The organism is Dubosiella newyorkensis (assembly GCF_001945605.1).
Classification (GTDB): Bacteria; Bacillota_I; Bacilli_A; order Erysipelotrichales; family Erysipelotrichaceae; genus Dubosiella; species Dubosiella newyorkensis.
In genome coordinates, this window is record NZ_MPKA01000062.1 from 37,252 (window position 1) to 52,963 (window position 15,712).

21 protein-coding genes are annotated in these 15,712 nt (G+C 45.1%); 1 reads left to right on the plus strand and 20 read right to left on the minus strand.

Annotation, left to right across the window (positions count from 1 at the left end; translation table 11 throughout):
* Nucleotides 1-110 precede the first annotated feature (110 nt).
* Nucleotides 111-1,043 (plus strand): AEC family transporter, encoded by a 933-nt coding sequence (locus BO225_RS05620; protein WP_076341281.1) that lies wholly within the window; start codon nucleotides 111-113, stop codon nucleotides 1,041-1,043.
* Between the two features lies 1 nt (nucleotide 1,044).
* Here BO225_RS05620 and BO225_RS12015 read toward each other — a convergent pair whose 3' ends face one another.
* The 20 genes from BO225_RS12015 to rpsF all read right to left on the minus strand — a co-directional run bounded on the left by BO225_RS12015 (nucleotide 1,045) and on the right by rpsF (nucleotide 15,652).
* On the minus strand, nucleotides 1,045-1,407 hold the full coding sequence (locus tag BO225_RS12015) for a TVP38/TMEM64 family protein (protein WP_083632104.1): 363 nt from the start codon (nucleotides 1,405-1,407) through the stop codon (nucleotides 1,045-1,047).
* Nucleotides 1,408-1,719: 312 nt separating this feature from the next.
* Nucleotides 1,720-2,112 carry an ATP synthase F1 subunit epsilon gene (atpC, locus tag BO225_RS05630; protein ID WP_076341282.1) on the minus strand — a complete coding sequence of 131 codons (393 nt, stop codon included), beginning with the start codon at nucleotides 2,110-2,112 and terminating at the stop codon, nucleotides 1,720-1,722.
* Complete coding sequence (atpD, locus tag BO225_RS05635) at nucleotides 2,109-3,512, minus strand: F0F1 ATP synthase subunit beta (RefSeq protein WP_076341283.1); 1,404 nt, start codon at nucleotides 3,510-3,512, stop codon at nucleotides 2,109-2,111. Before atpD ends, atpC begins: the two co-directional genes overlap by 4 nt.
* Before the next feature lie 10 nt (nucleotides 3,513-3,522).
* On the minus strand, nucleotides 3,523-4,371 hold the full coding sequence (gene atpG / locus BO225_RS05640; protein ID WP_076341284.1) for an ATP synthase F1 subunit gamma: 849 nt from the start codon (nucleotides 4,369-4,371) through the stop codon (nucleotides 3,523-3,525).
* Entirely contained in the window at nucleotides 4,358-5,893 is a 1,536-nt protein-coding gene (atpA, locus tag BO225_RS05645; protein WP_076341285.1) for a F0F1 ATP synthase subunit alpha, read from the minus strand. The genes atpG and atpA overlap by 14 nt, the downstream gene beginning before the upstream one ends.
* 8 nt (nucleotides 5,894-5,901) lie before the next feature.
* The gene (gene atpH / locus BO225_RS05650; RefSeq protein ID WP_076341286.1) at nucleotides 5,902-6,435 is read right to left on the minus strand and encodes an ATP synthase F1 subunit delta; all 534 of its coding nucleotides are present in this window, start codon (nucleotides 6,433-6,435) and stop codon (nucleotides 5,902-5,904) included.
* Entirely contained in the window at nucleotides 6,429-6,944 is a 516-nt protein-coding gene (gene atpF, locus BO225_RS05655; protein WP_083632105.1) for a F0F1 ATP synthase subunit B, read from the minus strand. The genes atpH and atpF overlap by 7 nt, the downstream gene beginning before the upstream one ends.
* Before the next feature lie 18 nt (nucleotides 6,945-6,962).
* A complete protein-coding gene (gene atpE, locus BO225_RS05660; protein ID WP_076341287.1) occupies nucleotides 6,963-7,208 on the minus strand; it encodes an ATP synthase F0 subunit C in 246 nt (81 codons plus the stop codon).
* Between the two features lie 30 nt (nucleotides 7,209-7,238).
* A complete protein-coding gene (gene atpB / locus BO225_RS05665; RefSeq protein ID WP_076341288.1) occupies nucleotides 7,239-7,946 on the minus strand; it encodes a F0F1 ATP synthase subunit A in 708 nt (235 codons plus the stop codon).
* Nucleotides 7,930-8,307 (minus strand): ATP synthase subunit I, encoded by a 378-nt coding sequence (locus tag BO225_RS05670; RefSeq protein ID WP_076341289.1) that lies wholly within the window; start codon nucleotides 8,305-8,307, stop codon nucleotides 7,930-7,932. The genes atpB and BO225_RS05670 overlap by 17 nt, the downstream gene beginning before the upstream one ends.
* Nucleotides 8,294-8,479: an AtpZ/AtpI family protein gene (locus BO225_RS05675; protein WP_076341290.1), complete on the minus strand. Its 186-nt coding sequence runs from the start codon at nucleotides 8,477-8,479 to the stop codon at nucleotides 8,294-8,296. The genes BO225_RS05670 and BO225_RS05675 overlap by 14 nt, the downstream gene beginning before the upstream one ends.
* Nucleotides 8,479-9,099: a uracil phosphoribosyltransferase gene (gene upp, locus BO225_RS05680; protein ID WP_076341291.1), complete on the minus strand. Its 621-nt coding sequence runs from the start codon at nucleotides 9,097-9,099 to the stop codon at nucleotides 8,479-8,481. Before upp ends, BO225_RS05675 begins: the two co-directional genes overlap by 1 nt.
* Before the next feature lie 67 nt (nucleotides 9,100-9,166).
* Nucleotides 9,167-9,916 carry an MBL fold metallo-hydrolase gene (locus BO225_RS05685; RefSeq protein WP_076341292.1) on the minus strand — a complete coding sequence of 250 codons (750 nt, stop codon included), beginning with the start codon at nucleotides 9,914-9,916 and terminating at the stop codon, nucleotides 9,167-9,169.
* Entirely contained in the window at nucleotides 9,906-11,258 is a 1,353-nt protein-coding gene (dnaB, locus tag BO225_RS05690; protein WP_076341293.1) for a replicative DNA helicase, read from the minus strand. Before dnaB ends, BO225_RS05685 begins: the two co-directional genes overlap by 11 nt.
* 3 nt (nucleotides 11,259-11,261) lie before the next feature.
* Complete coding sequence (gene rplI, locus BO225_RS05695) at nucleotides 11,262-11,711, minus strand: 50S ribosomal protein L9 (protein ID WP_076341294.1); 450 nt, start codon at nucleotides 11,709-11,711, stop codon at nucleotides 11,262-11,264.
* Nucleotides 11,683-13,659, minus strand: coding sequence for a GGDEF domain-containing protein (locus tag BO225_RS05700; RefSeq protein ID WP_076341295.1), 1,977 nt, complete (start codon nucleotides 13,657-13,659; stop codon nucleotides 11,683-11,685). The genes rplI and BO225_RS05700 overlap by 29 nt, the downstream gene beginning before the upstream one ends.
* The gene (locus tag BO225_RS05705; protein ID WP_143356775.1) at nucleotides 13,656-14,495 is read right to left on the minus strand and encodes a hypothetical protein; all 840 of its coding nucleotides are present in this window, start codon (nucleotides 14,493-14,495) and stop codon (nucleotides 13,656-13,658) included. The genes BO225_RS05700 and BO225_RS05705 overlap by 4 nt, the downstream gene beginning before the upstream one ends.
* Nucleotides 14,496-14,596: 101 nt before the next feature.
* Nucleotides 14,597-14,827 carry a 30S ribosomal protein S18 gene (rpsR, locus tag BO225_RS05710; protein WP_076341297.1) on the minus strand — a complete coding sequence of 77 codons (231 nt, stop codon included), beginning with the start codon at nucleotides 14,825-14,827 and terminating at the stop codon, nucleotides 14,597-14,599.
* A 12-nt stretch (nucleotides 14,828-14,839) separates the two neighbouring features.
* Nucleotides 14,840-15,343, minus strand: coding sequence for a single-stranded DNA-binding protein (ssb, locus tag BO225_RS05715; protein WP_076341298.1), 504 nt, complete (start codon nucleotides 15,341-15,343; stop codon nucleotides 14,840-14,842).
* A 15-nt stretch (nucleotides 15,344-15,358) separates the two neighbouring features.
* Nucleotides 15,359-15,652 (minus strand): 30S ribosomal protein S6, encoded by a 294-nt coding sequence (rpsF, locus tag BO225_RS05720; protein WP_076341299.1) that lies wholly within the window; start codon nucleotides 15,650-15,652, stop codon nucleotides 15,359-15,361.
* Between the last annotated feature and the right edge of the window lie 60 nt (nucleotides 15,653-15,712).

The window sequence follows — 15,712 nt, forward strand, 5'->3', positions numbered from 1 at the left end:
TTAAAGAAACTTTAGGAATCTTGCAAGCTTGTTCTTCGCTCTCCCACGATTTCACAAAAAACTCAATCACTAGATTTGTGGTTTTTTCTTAACAGCGAAATAATAGCGATATGAATGCACTTAACACACTCCTTCCCGTTTTCTTCATGATGGGACTAGGATTGATTTCCAATCAAAAACAATGGATCACTTCACAAGCGAAAGACGCGATCAAAGGCATGGTCTTTCATTTGCTGTTTCCGATCTTGATCTTCAACATTTTGTTTACGACTTCGCTTCCTTCCGGATCCATTTGGATCGTCCTTTATATGCTGCTTGCTTTCTTGATCTGTTTTGGGATCGGAAAGCTCGTCACACCATGGATCTCACAAAGTTATGCGCGCGTGATCCCTTTTTTATTGACTACTTGCGAAGGTGGCAATCTCGCATTGCCTTTATTCATGACGATCGCCGCTCCTCAATTTCAAACGTATCCTGTCTTGTTCGATATGGCTGGGACCGTCGTTGTCTTTATGGTCATTCCTGTTCTTGTCGAAAAAGTGAAACATGGACAAGTAAGCTGGAAAGAAACACTGTGCAAGATCTTGAAGAATCCTTTTATTCTAGCGGTTATTTTTGGATTGCTCATGAACGTGTGCGGACTCCATCTCGTTTTGGAAAAATCGTCTTGGCTTTCCCTTTACAATAATTTGATCGATATGGCGACCAAACCCATCGTCTCGATCATCTTGTTTACGATCGGCTATGAAATGAACATCACGAAAGAAACCCTTGTTCCGATTCTCAAGCTGTTTTCGATCCGAATCATTTTATATCTTTTGATCATCGCTGGTTTTTTTCTACTATTCCCGTACCGGATGGAGGAAAAGGCGTTTTGTATGGCGGTCCTGCTGTATTTTATGTGTCCAACGAGCTTCGCCCTCCCGATGCAGCTTGGCCCGATCTGCACAAAAAAAGAACAAGAATTCATGTCCACGTTCATCTCGATTTTTATGTTCATCACGATGATCGTTTATACGTGTCTTGTCCTGTTTCTTGTCTAAATCAACCCCATGATCTTGACGATAAAATAGCTATAAAAAAAGAAGAAATTGGTTTGCCGATCACGATGATCCAAAAAAACTTCCAAAAAGAAATCGAAGAAAGTCCTGCGATCATGCAAAGAAGGTCGTCGGGCGCGATCGGAAGAAAGATCCCGATCGCGAACAGTTTGGCAAAGTTTTTCGAATCTTGCAGCTTTTGATCGTATTTATCAAATGTCTTCTGATCGACGAAATGTCTTAGAAGTCGTTTCCCATACTTTCGGACAAGCAAAAAGGCGATGCTTGAACCAATCAAAACTCCAATATAGGAATAGAAAAAACCTTTCCACGTTCCGAAACAAAGCATCGCTAAAGAGCCTGACACCCCGCCTGGAAGAATAGGGAAAAAGAACTTGTAACGCTTGAAACACGATAAACACAAGGGGACCGTAGACACCCGCTTTGGCAATGACGCGCTGAAGCGCTTTGGGATCTCGAAAATAATTGTGCCTGAAGAAATAATACACAATAAAAAACAAGAGGATCGTTCCAAAAATCAGAAGGATCGTCTTCCATTTTGGATTCGAAGATTTAACGGATCTAGATTTCATAGGTATATCATAGAAAAGAACCCCTAAAAATCATAGGCTCGTGCTTTCTCATAAAAAAAATGTCAGCTTTCACTGACATTTTTTGTTTATCCATGAACATGGATTCGATTGATCGCCCTTTGGAGGGACAATTCTGCCCGCTTCATATTGGTATGCGTATCTTTTTTATCGATCCGAGCTCTCGCTCTTTCATAAGCTTTCTTTGCTCGTTCAAGATCGATCTCGTTTCTTCCTTCGATCGCGTCCGTCAACAACAATGCTTTATTTTGGGAAAAATGGAGGAATCCACCTGAAATCGAATAATCGTCGACCACATCGTTTTCCTTTGTGATCGAAAGCCGACAAGGAACGAGAGAAGCCACGATCGGCATATGATTGGATAAGATCGTCATTTCACCTTCTACGGTTTTTAAATGGATGCTTTTGACAGCCTGATCCATATATTCACCCATCGGTGTCACAACTCTAAGATCGATCATGCCGCACCTTCAAGTTCTTTCGCCTTCTTGATCGCGTCTTCCAAAGTGCCGACCATCAAGAACGCTTGTTCTGGCAAATCGTCATAATCGCCATTCAAGATCTTTTCGAAATCGCTAACTGTCTGCTCAACAGGAACGTATTGCCCCGGAATTCCGGAGAACACTTCCGCGACATTGAATGGTTGAGAAAGAAAGTTCCGGACACGACGCGCCCGATTGACGATCTTCTTGTCTTCTTCCGATAATTCATCCATACCTAAGATCGCGATGATATCTTGCAGCTCTTTATAACGCTGTAAAATGCTTTGGACATCCCGCGCCACTTTGTAATGACGCTCTCCAACAACGAGAGGATCGAGCATACGGCTGCTTGAATCCAAAGGATCCACGGCTGGATAGATTCCTAAAGCCGCAATATCACGCGATAATACCGTTTTCGCATCCAGATGCGTAAATGTTGTCGCTGGGGCCGGGTCAGTCAAATCATCCGCTGGCACATAGACCGCTTGGATACTCGTGATCGAACCATCTTTTGTGGACGTGATCCGCTCTTGAAGCTGTCCCATTTCTGTTGCTAGCGTTGGCTGGTAGCCTACCGCTGAAGGAACACGGCCAAGAAGAGCCGATACTTCCGAACCCGCCTGGGTGAAACGGAAAATGTTGTCGATAAAGAGCAATACATCTTGATGTTCCACATCCCGGAAATACTCCGCCATCGTCAATCCTGTCAAACCTACACGCATTCTCGCCCCTGGCGATTCGTTCATCTGACCATAAACGAGGACTGTTTTGTCTAAGACACCCGAGTCCTTCATTTCCCAATACATGTCGTTTCCTTCACGCGTTCTTTCACCAACACCTACAACGACCGATTTACCACCATGTTCTTTTGCGATATTGTGGATCAGCTCTTGGATCAAGACCGTTTTTCCTACGCCGGCGCCCCCAAACAAACCGATCTTACCACCCTTTGCGTAAGGGCAAAGCAAATCGATGACTTTGATTCCTGTCTCTAGGATCGCGCTTGTTGTCGCCTGTTCATCAAAGGCTGGCGCTTTGCGATGGATCGGCAGCTGGCTTTCCGCATGGACATCGCCTAACCCATCGATCGGTTGCCCTAGTACGTTGAACATTCTGCCAAGGATCCCATCCCCTACTGGAGCTTGAATCGGCTTCCCTGTATCGATCGCCTTCATGCCGCGCACAAGACCGTCCGTGCTTCCCATCGCGATGCATCGAACAAGATCGGCGCCGATTCCTTGCGCGACTTCCGCGACAAGTTCTTCGCCATCTTTCTTTTCTATTTTGATTGCCGTCAGCAAGTCAGGCAAATGCCCTTCATCGAATTTGACGTCGATAACAGGCCCAATGACTTGCGCGACCTTTCCTATATTTTCCATCCATTACCTCCTAGTCTTTCAACGCGTTTGCGCCGCCCACGATTTCGGTGATCTCTTGGGTGATCGCGCCTTGACGGATCCGGTTGTACGCGAGCTCGAGCTGTTCTTGCAGCTCTGTAGCGTTGTCTGTCGCCGACTCCATCGCCATGCGTCGAGAGGCTTGCTCACTTGTTTTTGATTCTAAATACAGTGAGTACAATAAAGATTTACATGCCAAAGGAATGATCTGCGAAAGCATCGCTTCTTTTCCTGGCTCGAAAATCGTATCTTGTCCAATCGTTTGTTCCTGCTTTTCACCTTTTGAAACGGGCAGGATCGTCTCCAGCGTCGGAACGAAGGTGAGCGTATTCTTATAATGCGTATAGAGCACTTGGATCTTGGAGATCTTCTTTTCTTCGAAAAGATCAAGCGCCACTTGCATCTCGTTGGCCAGCTCCATATAGGCTGTATCCTCGTTGAGATCGACGATCGAAGCGAATAAAGAAATGCCTTTCGCTTTGGCCCATTGGATCCCGCGTGATCCGATCATGACAAGATCATCCTCTTTGTTTAGATCTTGCAGGACGGTGCGATAAATATTGGCATTGTATCCGCCACACAGCCCCATATCGGATGTGATCACGAACACGAAAGCTGGTTTTCCTTCATTTTCCTTTAAGAAGGGATTGTTTTTTCCTGCCGATTCGATCACAAGATCGAGAAGTTCATGGAGCCCTTTGGCGTATTCAACGTTTCGCTCCATCGCTTCTCTTTGTTTCGTAAGCTTGCTGCTGGCAACGAGCTGCATCGCTTTCGTGATCTTTTTAGTAGAATCGACCGAGGAGATCCGCGATTGGATTTCCTGTCTACTTTGTGCCATCGCTCATTCCTTCGCTTAGTTCGAATTCCTTGGAATAGGCATCTAAAGCTGTCTTGATCTGCGAGATCAGATCGTCGGACAACGCTTTGTCTTTATTGATCTGATCGATGATATACGGATATTCGCGCTCGATATATTGCAGCATACCATGCTCATAGACTAAGACCTTATCCACTGGCACATTTTTTAAATAATTGTATTTTGCCGAAAACAAAGAAAGAACTTCTTTAGCGACCGGCATTGGATCATATTGTTTCTGAATCAGAAGCTGTGTCAAACGCTCTCCATGATTCAATATATCTGTCGTCGCGCTATCTAGATCCGATCCAAATTTCGCGAAGCTTTCCATTTCATGGAATTGAGCGAGCTCAAGCTTCAAAGAGCCCGATACTTGTTTCATCGCTTTGATTTGGGCGGCCGAGCCGACACGCGATACCGAAAGACCTGAGTCTACCGCAGGACGGATGCCCGCGTTGAACATATCGGTCTTCAAGAAGATCTGTCCATCCGTGATCGAAATGACATTCGTTGGGATATAGGCTGAAATATCGCCCGCTTGCGTTTCAATGATCGGAAGAGCCGTCAAAGAGCCGCTGCCGTAGTTTTCATTCAATCGAGCCGCGCGCTCGAGAAGTCTTGAATGCAGATAGAAGACATCGCCTGGATACGCTTCACGTCCTGGTGGTCTTCTCAACAGCAAGGACATTGTACGATAAGCGACCGCGTGCTTGCTTAGATCATCATAGACGATCAGCACATCTTTTCCTTGCTCCATCCATTCTTCTCCAATGGCGCAGCCCGCATAAGGCGCGATATATTGAAGAGGAGCTGGTTCCGATGCGGTCGCCACGACAATTGTCGTATACTTCATCGCATCGTGTTGTTTGAGCTTTTCTACGATCTGCGCGACCGTACTTGCCTTTTGACCGATCGCGACATAAATACATAAGACCCCGCTATCCTTTTGATTGATGATCGTATCGATCGCGATCGCTGTTTTTCCCGTTTGTCTATCTCCAATGATCAGCTCACGCTGCCCTCTTCCGATCGGGATCATCGAGTCGATGATCTTCAATCCTGTTTGAAGAGGAACGCTCACTCCTTTACGAGTCATAACGCCAGGCGCTACCCGCTCGACTGGACGCATTCGGTCTGTGTGGATCGGACCGGCTCCATCGATTGCTTGTCCTAAAGCGTTGACGACACGGCCGACCATCGCATCTCCAACAGGAACTTCTACGATATGTCCTGTTCTTTTTACGAGATCGCCTTCCTTGATATCGGTGTTGTCGCCCATCAATACAGCGCCCACCGAATCTTCTTCCAGGTTCATGACCATTCCATAGACATCATGCGGAAACAACAAAAGTTCGGACATCATCGCGTCCTTTAGACCATAGACGGTCGCGATCCCATCACCGACGGAAAGGACGGTACCTGTTTCGCTCATTTCGATGTCTTGGTCTACATTTTTAATCTGGGCTTTGATCAGTTTGCTGATTTCTACCGGATTCAAACTCATTGTTTCACCTACTTTTCGTTTATTCTTTCTTTCAAGCTCGAAAGGCGCGTATCGATCGTATTATCGATGACACGATCTTTCGCCTTGATGCGTATACCTGCGATCAATGATGGATCGACAGTGATATTCAGTTCAATTTTTTTCTTCAGTTTCTTCTCTAACAACTGCATTAGAGATTCTATTTGCGAATCGCTGAGCGGCTGCGCGCTCTCTACCGAAACTTCTTCTATACCTTGATCTTTGCGATATAGCGAAAGATAGTCTCGATAAACATCGTCAAGACGATATCCTAGAGAGTGATCGACAAGCACTTTCAGAAAATTCAAAACGGTCGGATCGCTTTCCTTTTTAAAAATGGCTTCGATCCATTGGCGCTTCGTGTTCCGGTCGATCTTTGGATGGGCTAGAGCACTGACGAAATCTGGATTCTCATCCCAGACCATCTTCAATTCTTTCAGATCTTCTAAATACGCCTTTTCTTTTCCGTCTTCTTTCGCAATATCAAACAATGCGGAAGCATAAGGCTGCATGGAATTTACCATTCAGAACGCTCCGCTTGTTTTAAGAAATCCTCTACGTACGCCTGCTGCACGGTTTCATCGACCTCTTTATGAACGAGGTTTCTAGCCACTTCGATCGCCACGTCGCTGATCGCGTTTTTCATATCTGCTTCCGCTTTGCGTTTTTCGCGGTCGATCTCTTCTTTAGCTGCATCCTTCAAACGATCCGCTTGCGTGGACGCTTGCGCGAGTATTTCTGCTTTTTCTTGGTTTGCTTGTTCTTTCGCCGACTCGATCAGAGCGTGGGCTTCTTGTCCTGCATGCTTCATCTTCTCGTCATATTGCGCTTTGATCTGAGAAGCTTCTTCCTTGAGCGTGATGGACGCGTCGATATTCTCCTGGATGAGATCTTGTCTCTTTTTCACAAAAGCGACCAGTTTGTTCCAGAAAAAATGCTTCGCGAACAAAACAATCAGAAGGGTCGAGATACAAACGAGAACGACGTCGGTGAACGAAATTCGTAAATAGTTGTCAATATTAAAATCGATCATCGCCGATCACCCTATATTCTAACCTTTAACAAAGATCAGAAGGATGGCGATAACTAATGAGTAGATACCTGTCGTCTCGGCTAAAGCGATACCCAATACCATGATCGATTGGATCTTTCCGCTCGCTTCTGGATTGCGTCCAACACTTTCGGCACCTTTACCTGCCGCGAAACCTTGTCCGATCCCTTGACCTAGACCTGCAACCATCGCAATACCTGCGCCTAATAGTGCCATACCTTGCACGAAAAACTGATTAAATTCCATTGTATTTCCTCCTAATAATTTTTAAATGGATCATTCGGCTTCTTTACTCACTTGCTGTCCTAAGAAGAAGGAGCCAAGCGTAAAGAAGATATACGTTTGAATCACGCCAGAGAACACATCAAAATACATATGAATGAATGGGGTCAGCGTCAAGCCAAGATATCCCCATGGAGCAATGTTTTTGATGAGCGTATAGATCATGAGCGTGATGATACTGCCCGCTAGAATATTACCAAACAAACGCATCGTCAATGAAATGGGTGGAGCGAGCTCTCCAATAATATTCAACGGCGTCAAAAGCCACATTGGTTCTGTCAATTCTTTGAGACGAGCGACAAAACCGCCTTTCTTGATCGCTTGATATTGCCACATGAGCCACATCGTTACCGCAAGCGTTGCGTTGAAGCTTACATTCGATGTCGGGTTCTGCAGACCGATCAATCCGGTCAAGTTCGATACGAGCATCAGCAAGATCAAAGTACCAAACATCGGTACATAATGAAGAGTCGTCTCTTTTAGATTTCCTTGGACGACGTATAAGATCAAGTTATAGATCTCTTCACATACATATACAAGTCCTTTTGGCGCTTTCGATGGATCTGCTTTTTCGATCTTTTTTCCTGCAAAATAGAAAAAGAACATCGAAAAGAAGCAAATGCATAGCCAAACAAAAATCGACTGCTGGATCTCGAGTTTGAAATCACCAATCCGAATGATGATCTCACTCACTTGGGACATTGTCTGCCTCCTTTCCTAATTTCATGGATACAAGAAGGATCGCGAGCTTATTGCATAAGATCCCGACAAGCATCGCTAGAACGGGAACATGCCAATACGCGAAAAACGCCATCACGCATCCATATAAACAAAAACGTAATACATAGTTCAAGCTTCCTTGTCTCTTGGCGTTGGGCTTTGACTCGATCGTTTTGCAAAAGCGCACGATCGCCAAAAAACCTACGATTCCTAAGATCGTGCCGATCAAAACGCCAAATAGCGCCGGCCAAGAAAAAACGAGAAACGCGATCATCATACAAGGAAGCGCGAGGATGAGCGTGGAAATAAGGATCCTCTCGCTCAGCTTCTTAAGATCGTCCATTCTTTTTTTTATCCTTCAAGATCAGCATCAAGAAGCTGCCGATCAAAGCATACAAGACAAGAACGACGATAAAGATCGGTTTGGTATGAAACCACGTATCGAGCCAATACCCGATCAATAGGCAGACAAGCAAATTGACGAGCAAAAACCCAGAAAACTGTGTTGGCTTCATTACTTCGTACCAAAGATCCGATCGCCTGCATCCCCTAGTCCTGGAACGATGTATCCTTTTTCATTGAGATGATCGTCCAAAGCCGCTAAATAAATATCGACATCAGGATGCAGCTCTTCGATCAATTTCACACCCTCTGGAGCTCCGACCAAGCAGACGAGCTTGATATTTGTCGCTCCTTGTTTTTTGACCATATCGATCGCTGCGGCACTCGAGCCACCTGTGGCTAGCATCGGATCGACGATGATCACAGTCGACTCTTCCATATGGTGCGGGTATTTTTCAAAATAAGGATGAGGTTCTAGCGTCTCCTCGTCTCGATACATTCCAATATGCGCGACTTTCGCGGTCGGAACGATCGAAAGGATGCCGCTGACCATGCCAAGTCCTGCGCGCAGGATCGGCGCAACAACAATAGGTGCAGCCAATGTATCGGCTTTTGTCTTGCAGATCGGTGTTTCGATCTCGATCTCTTTGGTCGGAAGATCGCGGGTGATCTCATACACCATCAAGCCGCCGATTTCATCTAGATTTTCACGAAAATCTTTTGTACCTGTATTTTTATCTCTCATCACGGTCAACTTGTGTCGAATCAGCGGATGATCAATAACATTCAACATTTTTTTCTTCACCACCTTTGTTCATTTCCCATTATAACAAACCGCCTCTCCAAAAAAAACCATCGGACTACTTAGAATTCGTACCGATGGTCAAAATCTTAAATTGCTCAGCAGCTCGCACTTCGATTCCTTCTAAAGACTGCTTTTTTCTTGAAAATGTGGAATACAGAGTTTGAAGAGCGAGCTCATGCGTATTGGCTTCTTGGGAAAGATGGGCTAAGACGATCTCCTTTGTATTCGCATCGACAAGATCTGCGAGATTGCTCGCGCTCTCTTCATTATTCAAATGTCCCAAAGGAGAAAGGATGCGCTGCTTCAAATAGGGTGGCCTTGAAGTTGACATAAGCATTTCGACATCATGATTGCTTTCGAAGATATAATAGGTCGCCCCTTTTAAATAAGGTTTGTTTGAATTGGCGATATAGCCAGTATCGGTCACATAGACAAGTTTTTCTGTCGCGCTTTCGATCACGAAGCCGATCGTATTTCCGGCATCATGAGAAAGAGGAATGATCAAGATCGAAAGATCTTTGATCTGCAATCGATCAAAAGGCTGCAGGTCTTCTTTGGCGCAACCGCTTAGATCACAATACGAATAGATTGGCACCGAAGAACAGAACTTGAGTCCTTTGATATGGTCTGAATGCGAATGACTGACCAAGAGAGCATCCGTATCCTCGAGTCGAGCTCCTACTTGCTCTAAAGAAGAAAGCAAATACTTTTTGGTACATCCGCAATCGATCAAGATCTGGGCCGATTGGCTCCGCACTAAACAGCAATTTCCTTTGGAACCGCTGCACAATAAATCAATTCGCATATACATCATCCTCCCGACTTTGCTCCCAAGCGGAAAACTTGGAAATCGACTTTTTAAAGACGAGCTTGATATCTCCTAATCCGCCATTACGATGCTTGGCGAGCGTCAGGTCGACAAGCTCGGTGTCACTTTGTTCTTCTTCGTCTTTTTCATAGTACTTTTCTCGGTACAAAAACATGACGATGTCCGCGTCTTGCTCGATCGATCCTGATTCACGCAAGTCAGCAAGCTGTGGACGATGATCCGTTCTTTTTTCGACTTCACGAGAAAGCTGCGACAAGGCGATCACTGGACAATCCAGCTCTTTAGCCAAGATCTTTAAGTTTCGCGAAATATCCGAGACCTCTTGTTGTCTTGAATCGGCTCTCGTTCCGGTGATCAGCTGCAAATAGTCGATCACCACAAGCGAAAGCGCTCCATATTCACTTTTGAGCTTGCGGCATTTCGAGAAGATCTGCGAGACTTTGATGCTCGAGGTGTCGTCGATAAAGATCTTTCTTTCTCCTAAACGGGAGCTTCCTTCATTCAGCTTGTTCCAGTCTTGCGCATTTAGGCTGCCATTTCGAAGCTTGTTGCTTTCGACATTGCTTTCGGCGGATAATAAACGCTTCATCAAAGAGTCGGTCGGCATTTCCAGGGAGAAGATCGCCACCGCTTCTTCTTTATTGTGCTTTGCGACTTCCGAAGCGAAATTCAAGGCGAGAGCGGATTTTCCCATGGCCGGACGCGCCGCTAAAATGATCAAGTCGCCCCGCTGAAACCCATTCGTGTAGCGGTCAAGATCTGAATAGCCGGTCTTGATGCCGGTGATCCCTTCCATATTTTTGAGGCGGTTGAGCTCTTCCATAACGCGATCGATGATCTCGGCCGAGCTTTCGAATTCAGCGCCTCTTCGATGACGGGTCACATCCATGATGCTTCTTTCCGCATCGTCAAGCAGCGTGTCGATATCTTCGCTTGAATCGTACGTGTTTTCGGCGATCGTATCGGCGGCTAAGATCAGCTGTCGCATTTGGGCTTTGTTTTTGATCGATTCGATATAAGAATTCGTATTCACTGGCGAGATCGCACTATCCATCAGTTGAATGATATAGTCGCTCCCGCCTGCTTGTTCGAGTTCGTTTTTATCTTGTAATCGAGCGATCACGTTGTTCAGATCGATCGGTTTGCCTGTTCCTTGCAGCTCCTGTATGACCGCATAGATCTTTTGATGGATCGGCAAATAGAATTCTTCATAATCGAGTCCTTGGTCCATACACGACTGCATGATGGAAGGATACACCATTAATGAGCCAAGCAAAGATTGTTCCAGGTTTTGAGAATTTGGCAGTTCTCTTGCCATGGCTTACTCCTTTTCGCTCACATGCACTTTGATTTCGCCAATCACTTTGTTTTTGTAGAGATCGACTTTGACGATCGTTGTTCCAAGAGAATTGATATCCACATCTTTATGGATCTTCTTTTTATCGATTTCGATGCCTTTTTGAGCCAACGCGTTCACGATCTGCTTGTTGGAGATCGAACCAAACACATTGCCGTTCTTTCCTGCCTTTAGCTTGAATTCTAGCACGAGATCCTTCAGTCGTTCTTGGATTTCTTTAGCTTCTTGTTCTTTATTCGCCTCATCTTGCGCTTTGAGAGCTAGCTGTTCGTCGAGTTTATGTTTCGAGCCTTTGGTATAGGCGATCGCCATTCCGTTTTTGATCAAATAGTTATAGCCATATCCATCGCTGACTTCTTTGATCTCATCTTTTTTACCGACTTTTTTAACGTCTTTCAACAATATTACTTTCATGTTTCTTCAGATCCTCCTTGATTTTATCCAACAGCTCTTCTTTGAGCTTTTCTACCGTAGTGTCTTTTCTTTCCAGGGCGGCTGCGGCGAAATGACCGCCACCATTCATTTTTTCCATGATCTTTTGTACATTGAATGTTCCATCGCTTCGGGCGCTGATCGCCACGCTGTGGTTTTTTGTATTCGCGATCGTAAATGATGCGGTGCATCCTTTGATCTTGAGCAAGCTGTCTGAAACTTGGGCCATCATCGTTCGATCCAGCTCTTTGTCGTCGATCGCCGCGATCATAAAGTGACCAAAGTAAGGCTCGCCTCGCGCCACCAGTTCTGTTTTCAAGCGGAAATTGCTAAAATCTTCGCAGAGCGCTTTTTCTGCCAGATTGGCGTTGGCGCCCCATCGTCTTAGAACGGCCGCTGTATCGAATGTGCGGGCGGATGTATGCATCTTAAATCGGTTCGTGTCGATGATCAATCCTAAATATAATATGGTCGCTTCGGCTTCGAAGACAGGTATATGATTCGGGAGCGAGTCGATCATTTCTACGATCAGCTCGCACGTCGAAGAAGCTTGCGATTCTACATAGGTGATCAAAGGATGGATCACAAAATGTTCGTTGCGTCGATGATGGTCGATCACGATTACTTTTTCGAATTGATCGACCAGCTCGCGGGCGCTTGAAATATTTGGCATTCCATGATCGACCATGATCAATAGATCTTTTTTCGAATCGATCATATCGGTCGCTTTGTTGGCTGTGATAAACGTATAGCGATCATGAATAGCCTGCTTATAGAAATCCATTGTCTCTTGGAGCTGCTGATCGCGTGGAACATTCTGCAAGATGATAAAGGCTTGTTTTTTTAGCGCCTTAGCCCAATTGGACATCGCTAGAGCGGCGCCCATACAATCGAAGTCTGTATTGACATGGCCTGCGATAAAAACTCTGTCGCACTCTTTCATCGCTTCTTGGATCGATTGAGCCATGATGCGGACCCTTACTTTAGAGCGTTGCGAACTCGTTTCGGAATTTCCGCCAATATAGTGAACTTTGTGTCCGGCTTGCTGGAGGGCGGCCTGGTCCCCGCCTCTACTTTGCGCAAGCTCCATCAATTCATTGAGCATCGAGTCGAGATACTCGTAATCATTGGTTCCATACGCCATCGCGATGCTGAGCGTGATCGATACATCGATCTTATTGGCTTCATCTTTGATGATCTGTAAAATATTGAAGTTTTCTTGCCGGATCGTCTCCAAAATATCGCGGTTCAAGAGCACAAAAATACGATCCGAACGAATACGGCGAATAAGGAGATGGTGCTCTTTTGCCCAAGAGATCAGCGGGGTGCGCAAATGTGTGTTGATCTTCGAGACGATCTCTTCGTTTTCATACGACTGGTATTCAAGGTAGTTGTCTAGCTGCATGAGGCCGACGACAACTTGGTTTTCCCATTGTTCTTTGCGAAGCCCATACAATTCGGTGATATCGTGAACATATAAAACTTGGGCTTCTTCTTTTTTTAAGATCTCATAGACATGTCCTTGATCGAAGCCGATGACTGAATCGATATCTTCATCAAAGATGTCGCGGATATTTTCAATCCAGCTGGTCACTTTTTTATTGACGAGCGAGATGTCGCGTTGGGCGAAGAAATCGCTTGTCCAAGTCGCGACAAATTCATCGTTGTAGGTAATGATCCCGACTTCGCCGATTTTAAGAGCGTCTTTGGCGTCTTTTCCTAAAATGCGGGAGATATCGAATTCCGTTTTCACTCCTCGTACTTTGATCGCATGCCAAAAGCTGATAAAGATCGCGATAAACAATAGAGCGATTAAAATGAGCAAGATCGACGAGATCCACTGTTTTTGTAGGACCTGAAAAATAAAGAGGCAGATGACCAGTACGGAGAGCCCGATCATCATATTGCGCCATTTTGTAAAATACTTCATATACCGTTTTCCTTTTTAGAGCGCCGATGTCGAAGCGAAAGCAGACAATCGAGTTCCCCCAGCCCGATGCTGATCAAGCAAAGAGGCGGAATAAAGCCTAGCAAGATCGCAAAAAATGTCCACTGTCTTTTTCGATGGGCGATGCAATAGTGGATCATATAGACGACGCCGTAATAATCAAGCGCCATGAGATCCAAAGCGAATGCGATCAAGATCAAGTCATTCGCCCTTTCTGAACATTCTATCACACTTTGAGAGGCAAGAAATACTACCAAAAGAATGATTGATCCAACTCCTAGCCACAATGGAGGCTTGATCTGCCATACTTTTTTCATCGGTACTGTTTCGATCTTCATCCGAATATAGATCATCATCGCTAAAAGATGGATGCAGATCGTCTGCAGCAAGGAAAGCAAGACGACCGTAAGCGTCAAGAAGACGAATAGATCGAGGAATGGAAAGATTTCGTGAAATAGCTTGAAATCTTCCATGTAATCGAGCGCGAATATTTTGGCATACAGAAAGAAAATGAGCCAATAACTCAAGAATGACAGGATAAATACGCCGCCTAGCTTGAAGGCGCTCGTTTTTCTTTTCCATGTGCAGATTCCATAAAACAAGCCGATCAAGATCGATGTCCAGCTGTAGAACCATGTCGTAAAACCGCCAAACAATAGGGTTTCAAGGATCATGCCGATCGCGCAGATGATCGAAGGATAGATCGGTTGTGTGCTTGCATAGATCAGGATCGGAAAGCAGAACGCCCAGGAAAAAGTTGTTTCGATAAATAAGCCGAATTGTTCATTCAGAAACAATAAAAGTGCATAGATAGCCATGACCATTGCACCTCTTGTTAATTGTTTTGTGTTCATAGGTGTTATTATAAGCGAAAAAAAGACACAAAAAAAGGCTCCAAGAGCCTTTTGTGACTTTATCCTTAGTCGACTACGTAAGGAAGAAGCGCCATCTGACGAGCGCGTTTGATCGCTGTCGACAACATTCTTTGGTATTTTGCGCGCGTTCCTGTTACACGTCTTGGAATGATCTTTCCGTTGGCGTTGATGAAACGTTTGAGCAATTCTACATCTTTATAGTCGATTTCTTTGATTTTATTTTTTGTGAAATAGCAGACTTTTTTACGGCCCATGCGTTGTTTTTTAAATGCCATCTTTAATCCTTTCTAGAATGGTAAATCATCGCTGGCGATATCCAGCGTATCGTTTTCATCGAAAGTTGAACTAAATCCTTGATCGAGCGGCGCCGAATAAGAATTTGAATTGTTCGAATAGGATGGCTGATTGTTGTTGTACGAACCAGCGTATGGCTGTTGATAATTGTTGTTGCCATACGATGATTGCGACTGCGCGTTTTTTGGTTCCAAGAACTGTACCGAATCCGTCACGACTTCTGTGACATACACTCTTTGCCCTTGCTGGTTCTCATAATTACGTGTCTGGATCCTACCTTCCACGCCGATCAAAGAGCCTTTATGCAAATATTGAGCCATCAATTCGGCTGTTTTGTTCCACGCGACACAATTGATGAAATCCGCATCTGGTTGTCCAGGTTGCGCACTTCTTCGATTGACCGCGATCGTATAGGAAACAACGCTCGTTCCGCTTTGCGTCCTGCGCAACTCCGGATCCTTTGTCAACCGTCCTACCAATACTACTCGATTGATCATATTTTTTTCCTCTAATTACTTTTCGCTTTCCGTTTTCACGACCATGATACGAATGACCGAGTTGTTGATTCGGCAAAGACGTTGGAATTCTTCGATTCCTTCGTTGTTCGCTGTCAAGTTCACAACGATATAGTGTCCTTTTTTCATGTGGTCGATCTCATAGGCGAAATCACGAACTCCCCAGTCGTCGATCTTGTCGATCGTACCGTTGTTGTCCGTAACCGACGCGAACAATCTTTTTTCAAGGGCATCCACTTGTGCCTCGTCTAAAGATGCGTTGACGATCATCATGACTTCATACTTTTTCATGCGTACACCTCCCTTTGGACTATTTGGTTTCTTACGAAACAGAGAGCAAGCGCAAACTTG

Bases quoted from the DNA above. Each gene is read 5' to 3' on its own strand.
- BO225_RS05620 (WP_076341281.1), top strand. From the start codon at position 111: ATGAATGCACTTAACACACTCCTTCCCGTTTTCTTCATGATGGGACTA.
- atpC (WP_076341282.1), bottom strand. From the start codon at position 2,112: ATGATCGATCTTAGAGTTGTGACACCGATGGGTGAATATATGGATCAG.
- atpD (WP_076341283.1), bottom strand. From the start codon at position 3,512: ATGGAAAATATAGGAAAGGTCGCGCAAGTCATTGGGCCTGTTATCGAC.
- atpG (WP_076341284.1), bottom strand. From the start codon at position 4,371: ATGGCACAAAGTAGACAGGAAATCCAATCGCGGATCTCCTCGGTCGAT.
- atpA (WP_076341285.1), bottom strand. From the start codon at position 5,893: ATGAGTTTGAATCCGGTAGAAATCAGCAAACTGATCAAAGCCCAGATT.
- atpH (WP_076341286.1), bottom strand. From the start codon at position 6,435: ATGGTAAATTCCATGCAGCCTTATGCTTCCGCATTGTTTGATATTGCG.
- atpF (WP_083632105.1), bottom strand. From the start codon at position 6,944: ATGATCGATTTTAATATTGACAACTATTTACGAATTTCGTTCACCGAC.
- atpE (WP_076341287.1), bottom strand. From the start codon at position 7,208: ATGGAATTTAATCAGTTTTTCGTGCAAGGTATGGCACTATTAGGCGCA.
- atpB (WP_076341288.1), bottom strand. From the start codon at position 7,946: ATGTCCCAAGTGAGTGAGATCATCATTCGGATTGGTGATTTCAAACTC.
- BO225_RS05670 (WP_076341289.1), bottom strand. From the start codon at position 8,307: ATGGACGATCTTAAGAAGCTGAGCGAGAGGATCCTTATTTCCACGCTC.
- BO225_RS05675 (WP_076341290.1), bottom strand. From the start codon at position 8,479: ATGAAGCCAACACAGTTTTCTGGGTTTTTGCTCGTCAATTTGCTTGTC.
- upp (WP_076341291.1), bottom strand. From the start codon at position 9,099: ATGTTGAATGTTATTGATCATCCGCTGATTCGACACAAGTTGACCGTG.
- BO225_RS05685 (WP_076341292.1), bottom strand. From the start codon at position 9,916: ATGCGAATTGATTTATTGTGCAGCGGTTCCAAAGGAAATTGCTGTTTA.
- dnaB (WP_076341293.1), bottom strand. From the start codon at position 11,258: ATGGCAAGAGAACTGCCAAATTCTCAAAACCTGGAACAATCTTTGCTT.
- rplI (WP_076341294.1), bottom strand. From the start codon at position 11,711: ATGAAAGTAATATTGTTGAAAGACGTTAAAAAAGTCGGTAAAAAAGAT.
- BO225_RS05700 (WP_076341295.1), bottom strand. From the start codon at position 13,659: ATGAAGTATTTTACAAAATGGCGCAATATGATGATCGGGCTCTCCGTA.
- BO225_RS05705 (WP_143356775.1), bottom strand. From the start codon at position 14,495: ATGGCTATCTATGCACTTTTATTGTTTCTGAATGAACAATTCGGCTTA.
- rpsR (WP_076341297.1), bottom strand. From the start codon at position 14,827: ATGGCATTTAAAAAACAACGCATGGGCCGTAAAAAAGTCTGCTATTTC.
- ssb (WP_076341298.1), bottom strand. From the start codon at position 15,343: ATGATCAATCGAGTAGTATTGGTAGGACGGTTGACAAAGGATCCGGAG.
- rpsF (WP_076341299.1), bottom strand. From the start codon at position 15,652: ATGAAAAAGTATGAAGTCATGATGATCGTCAACGCATCTTTAGACGAG.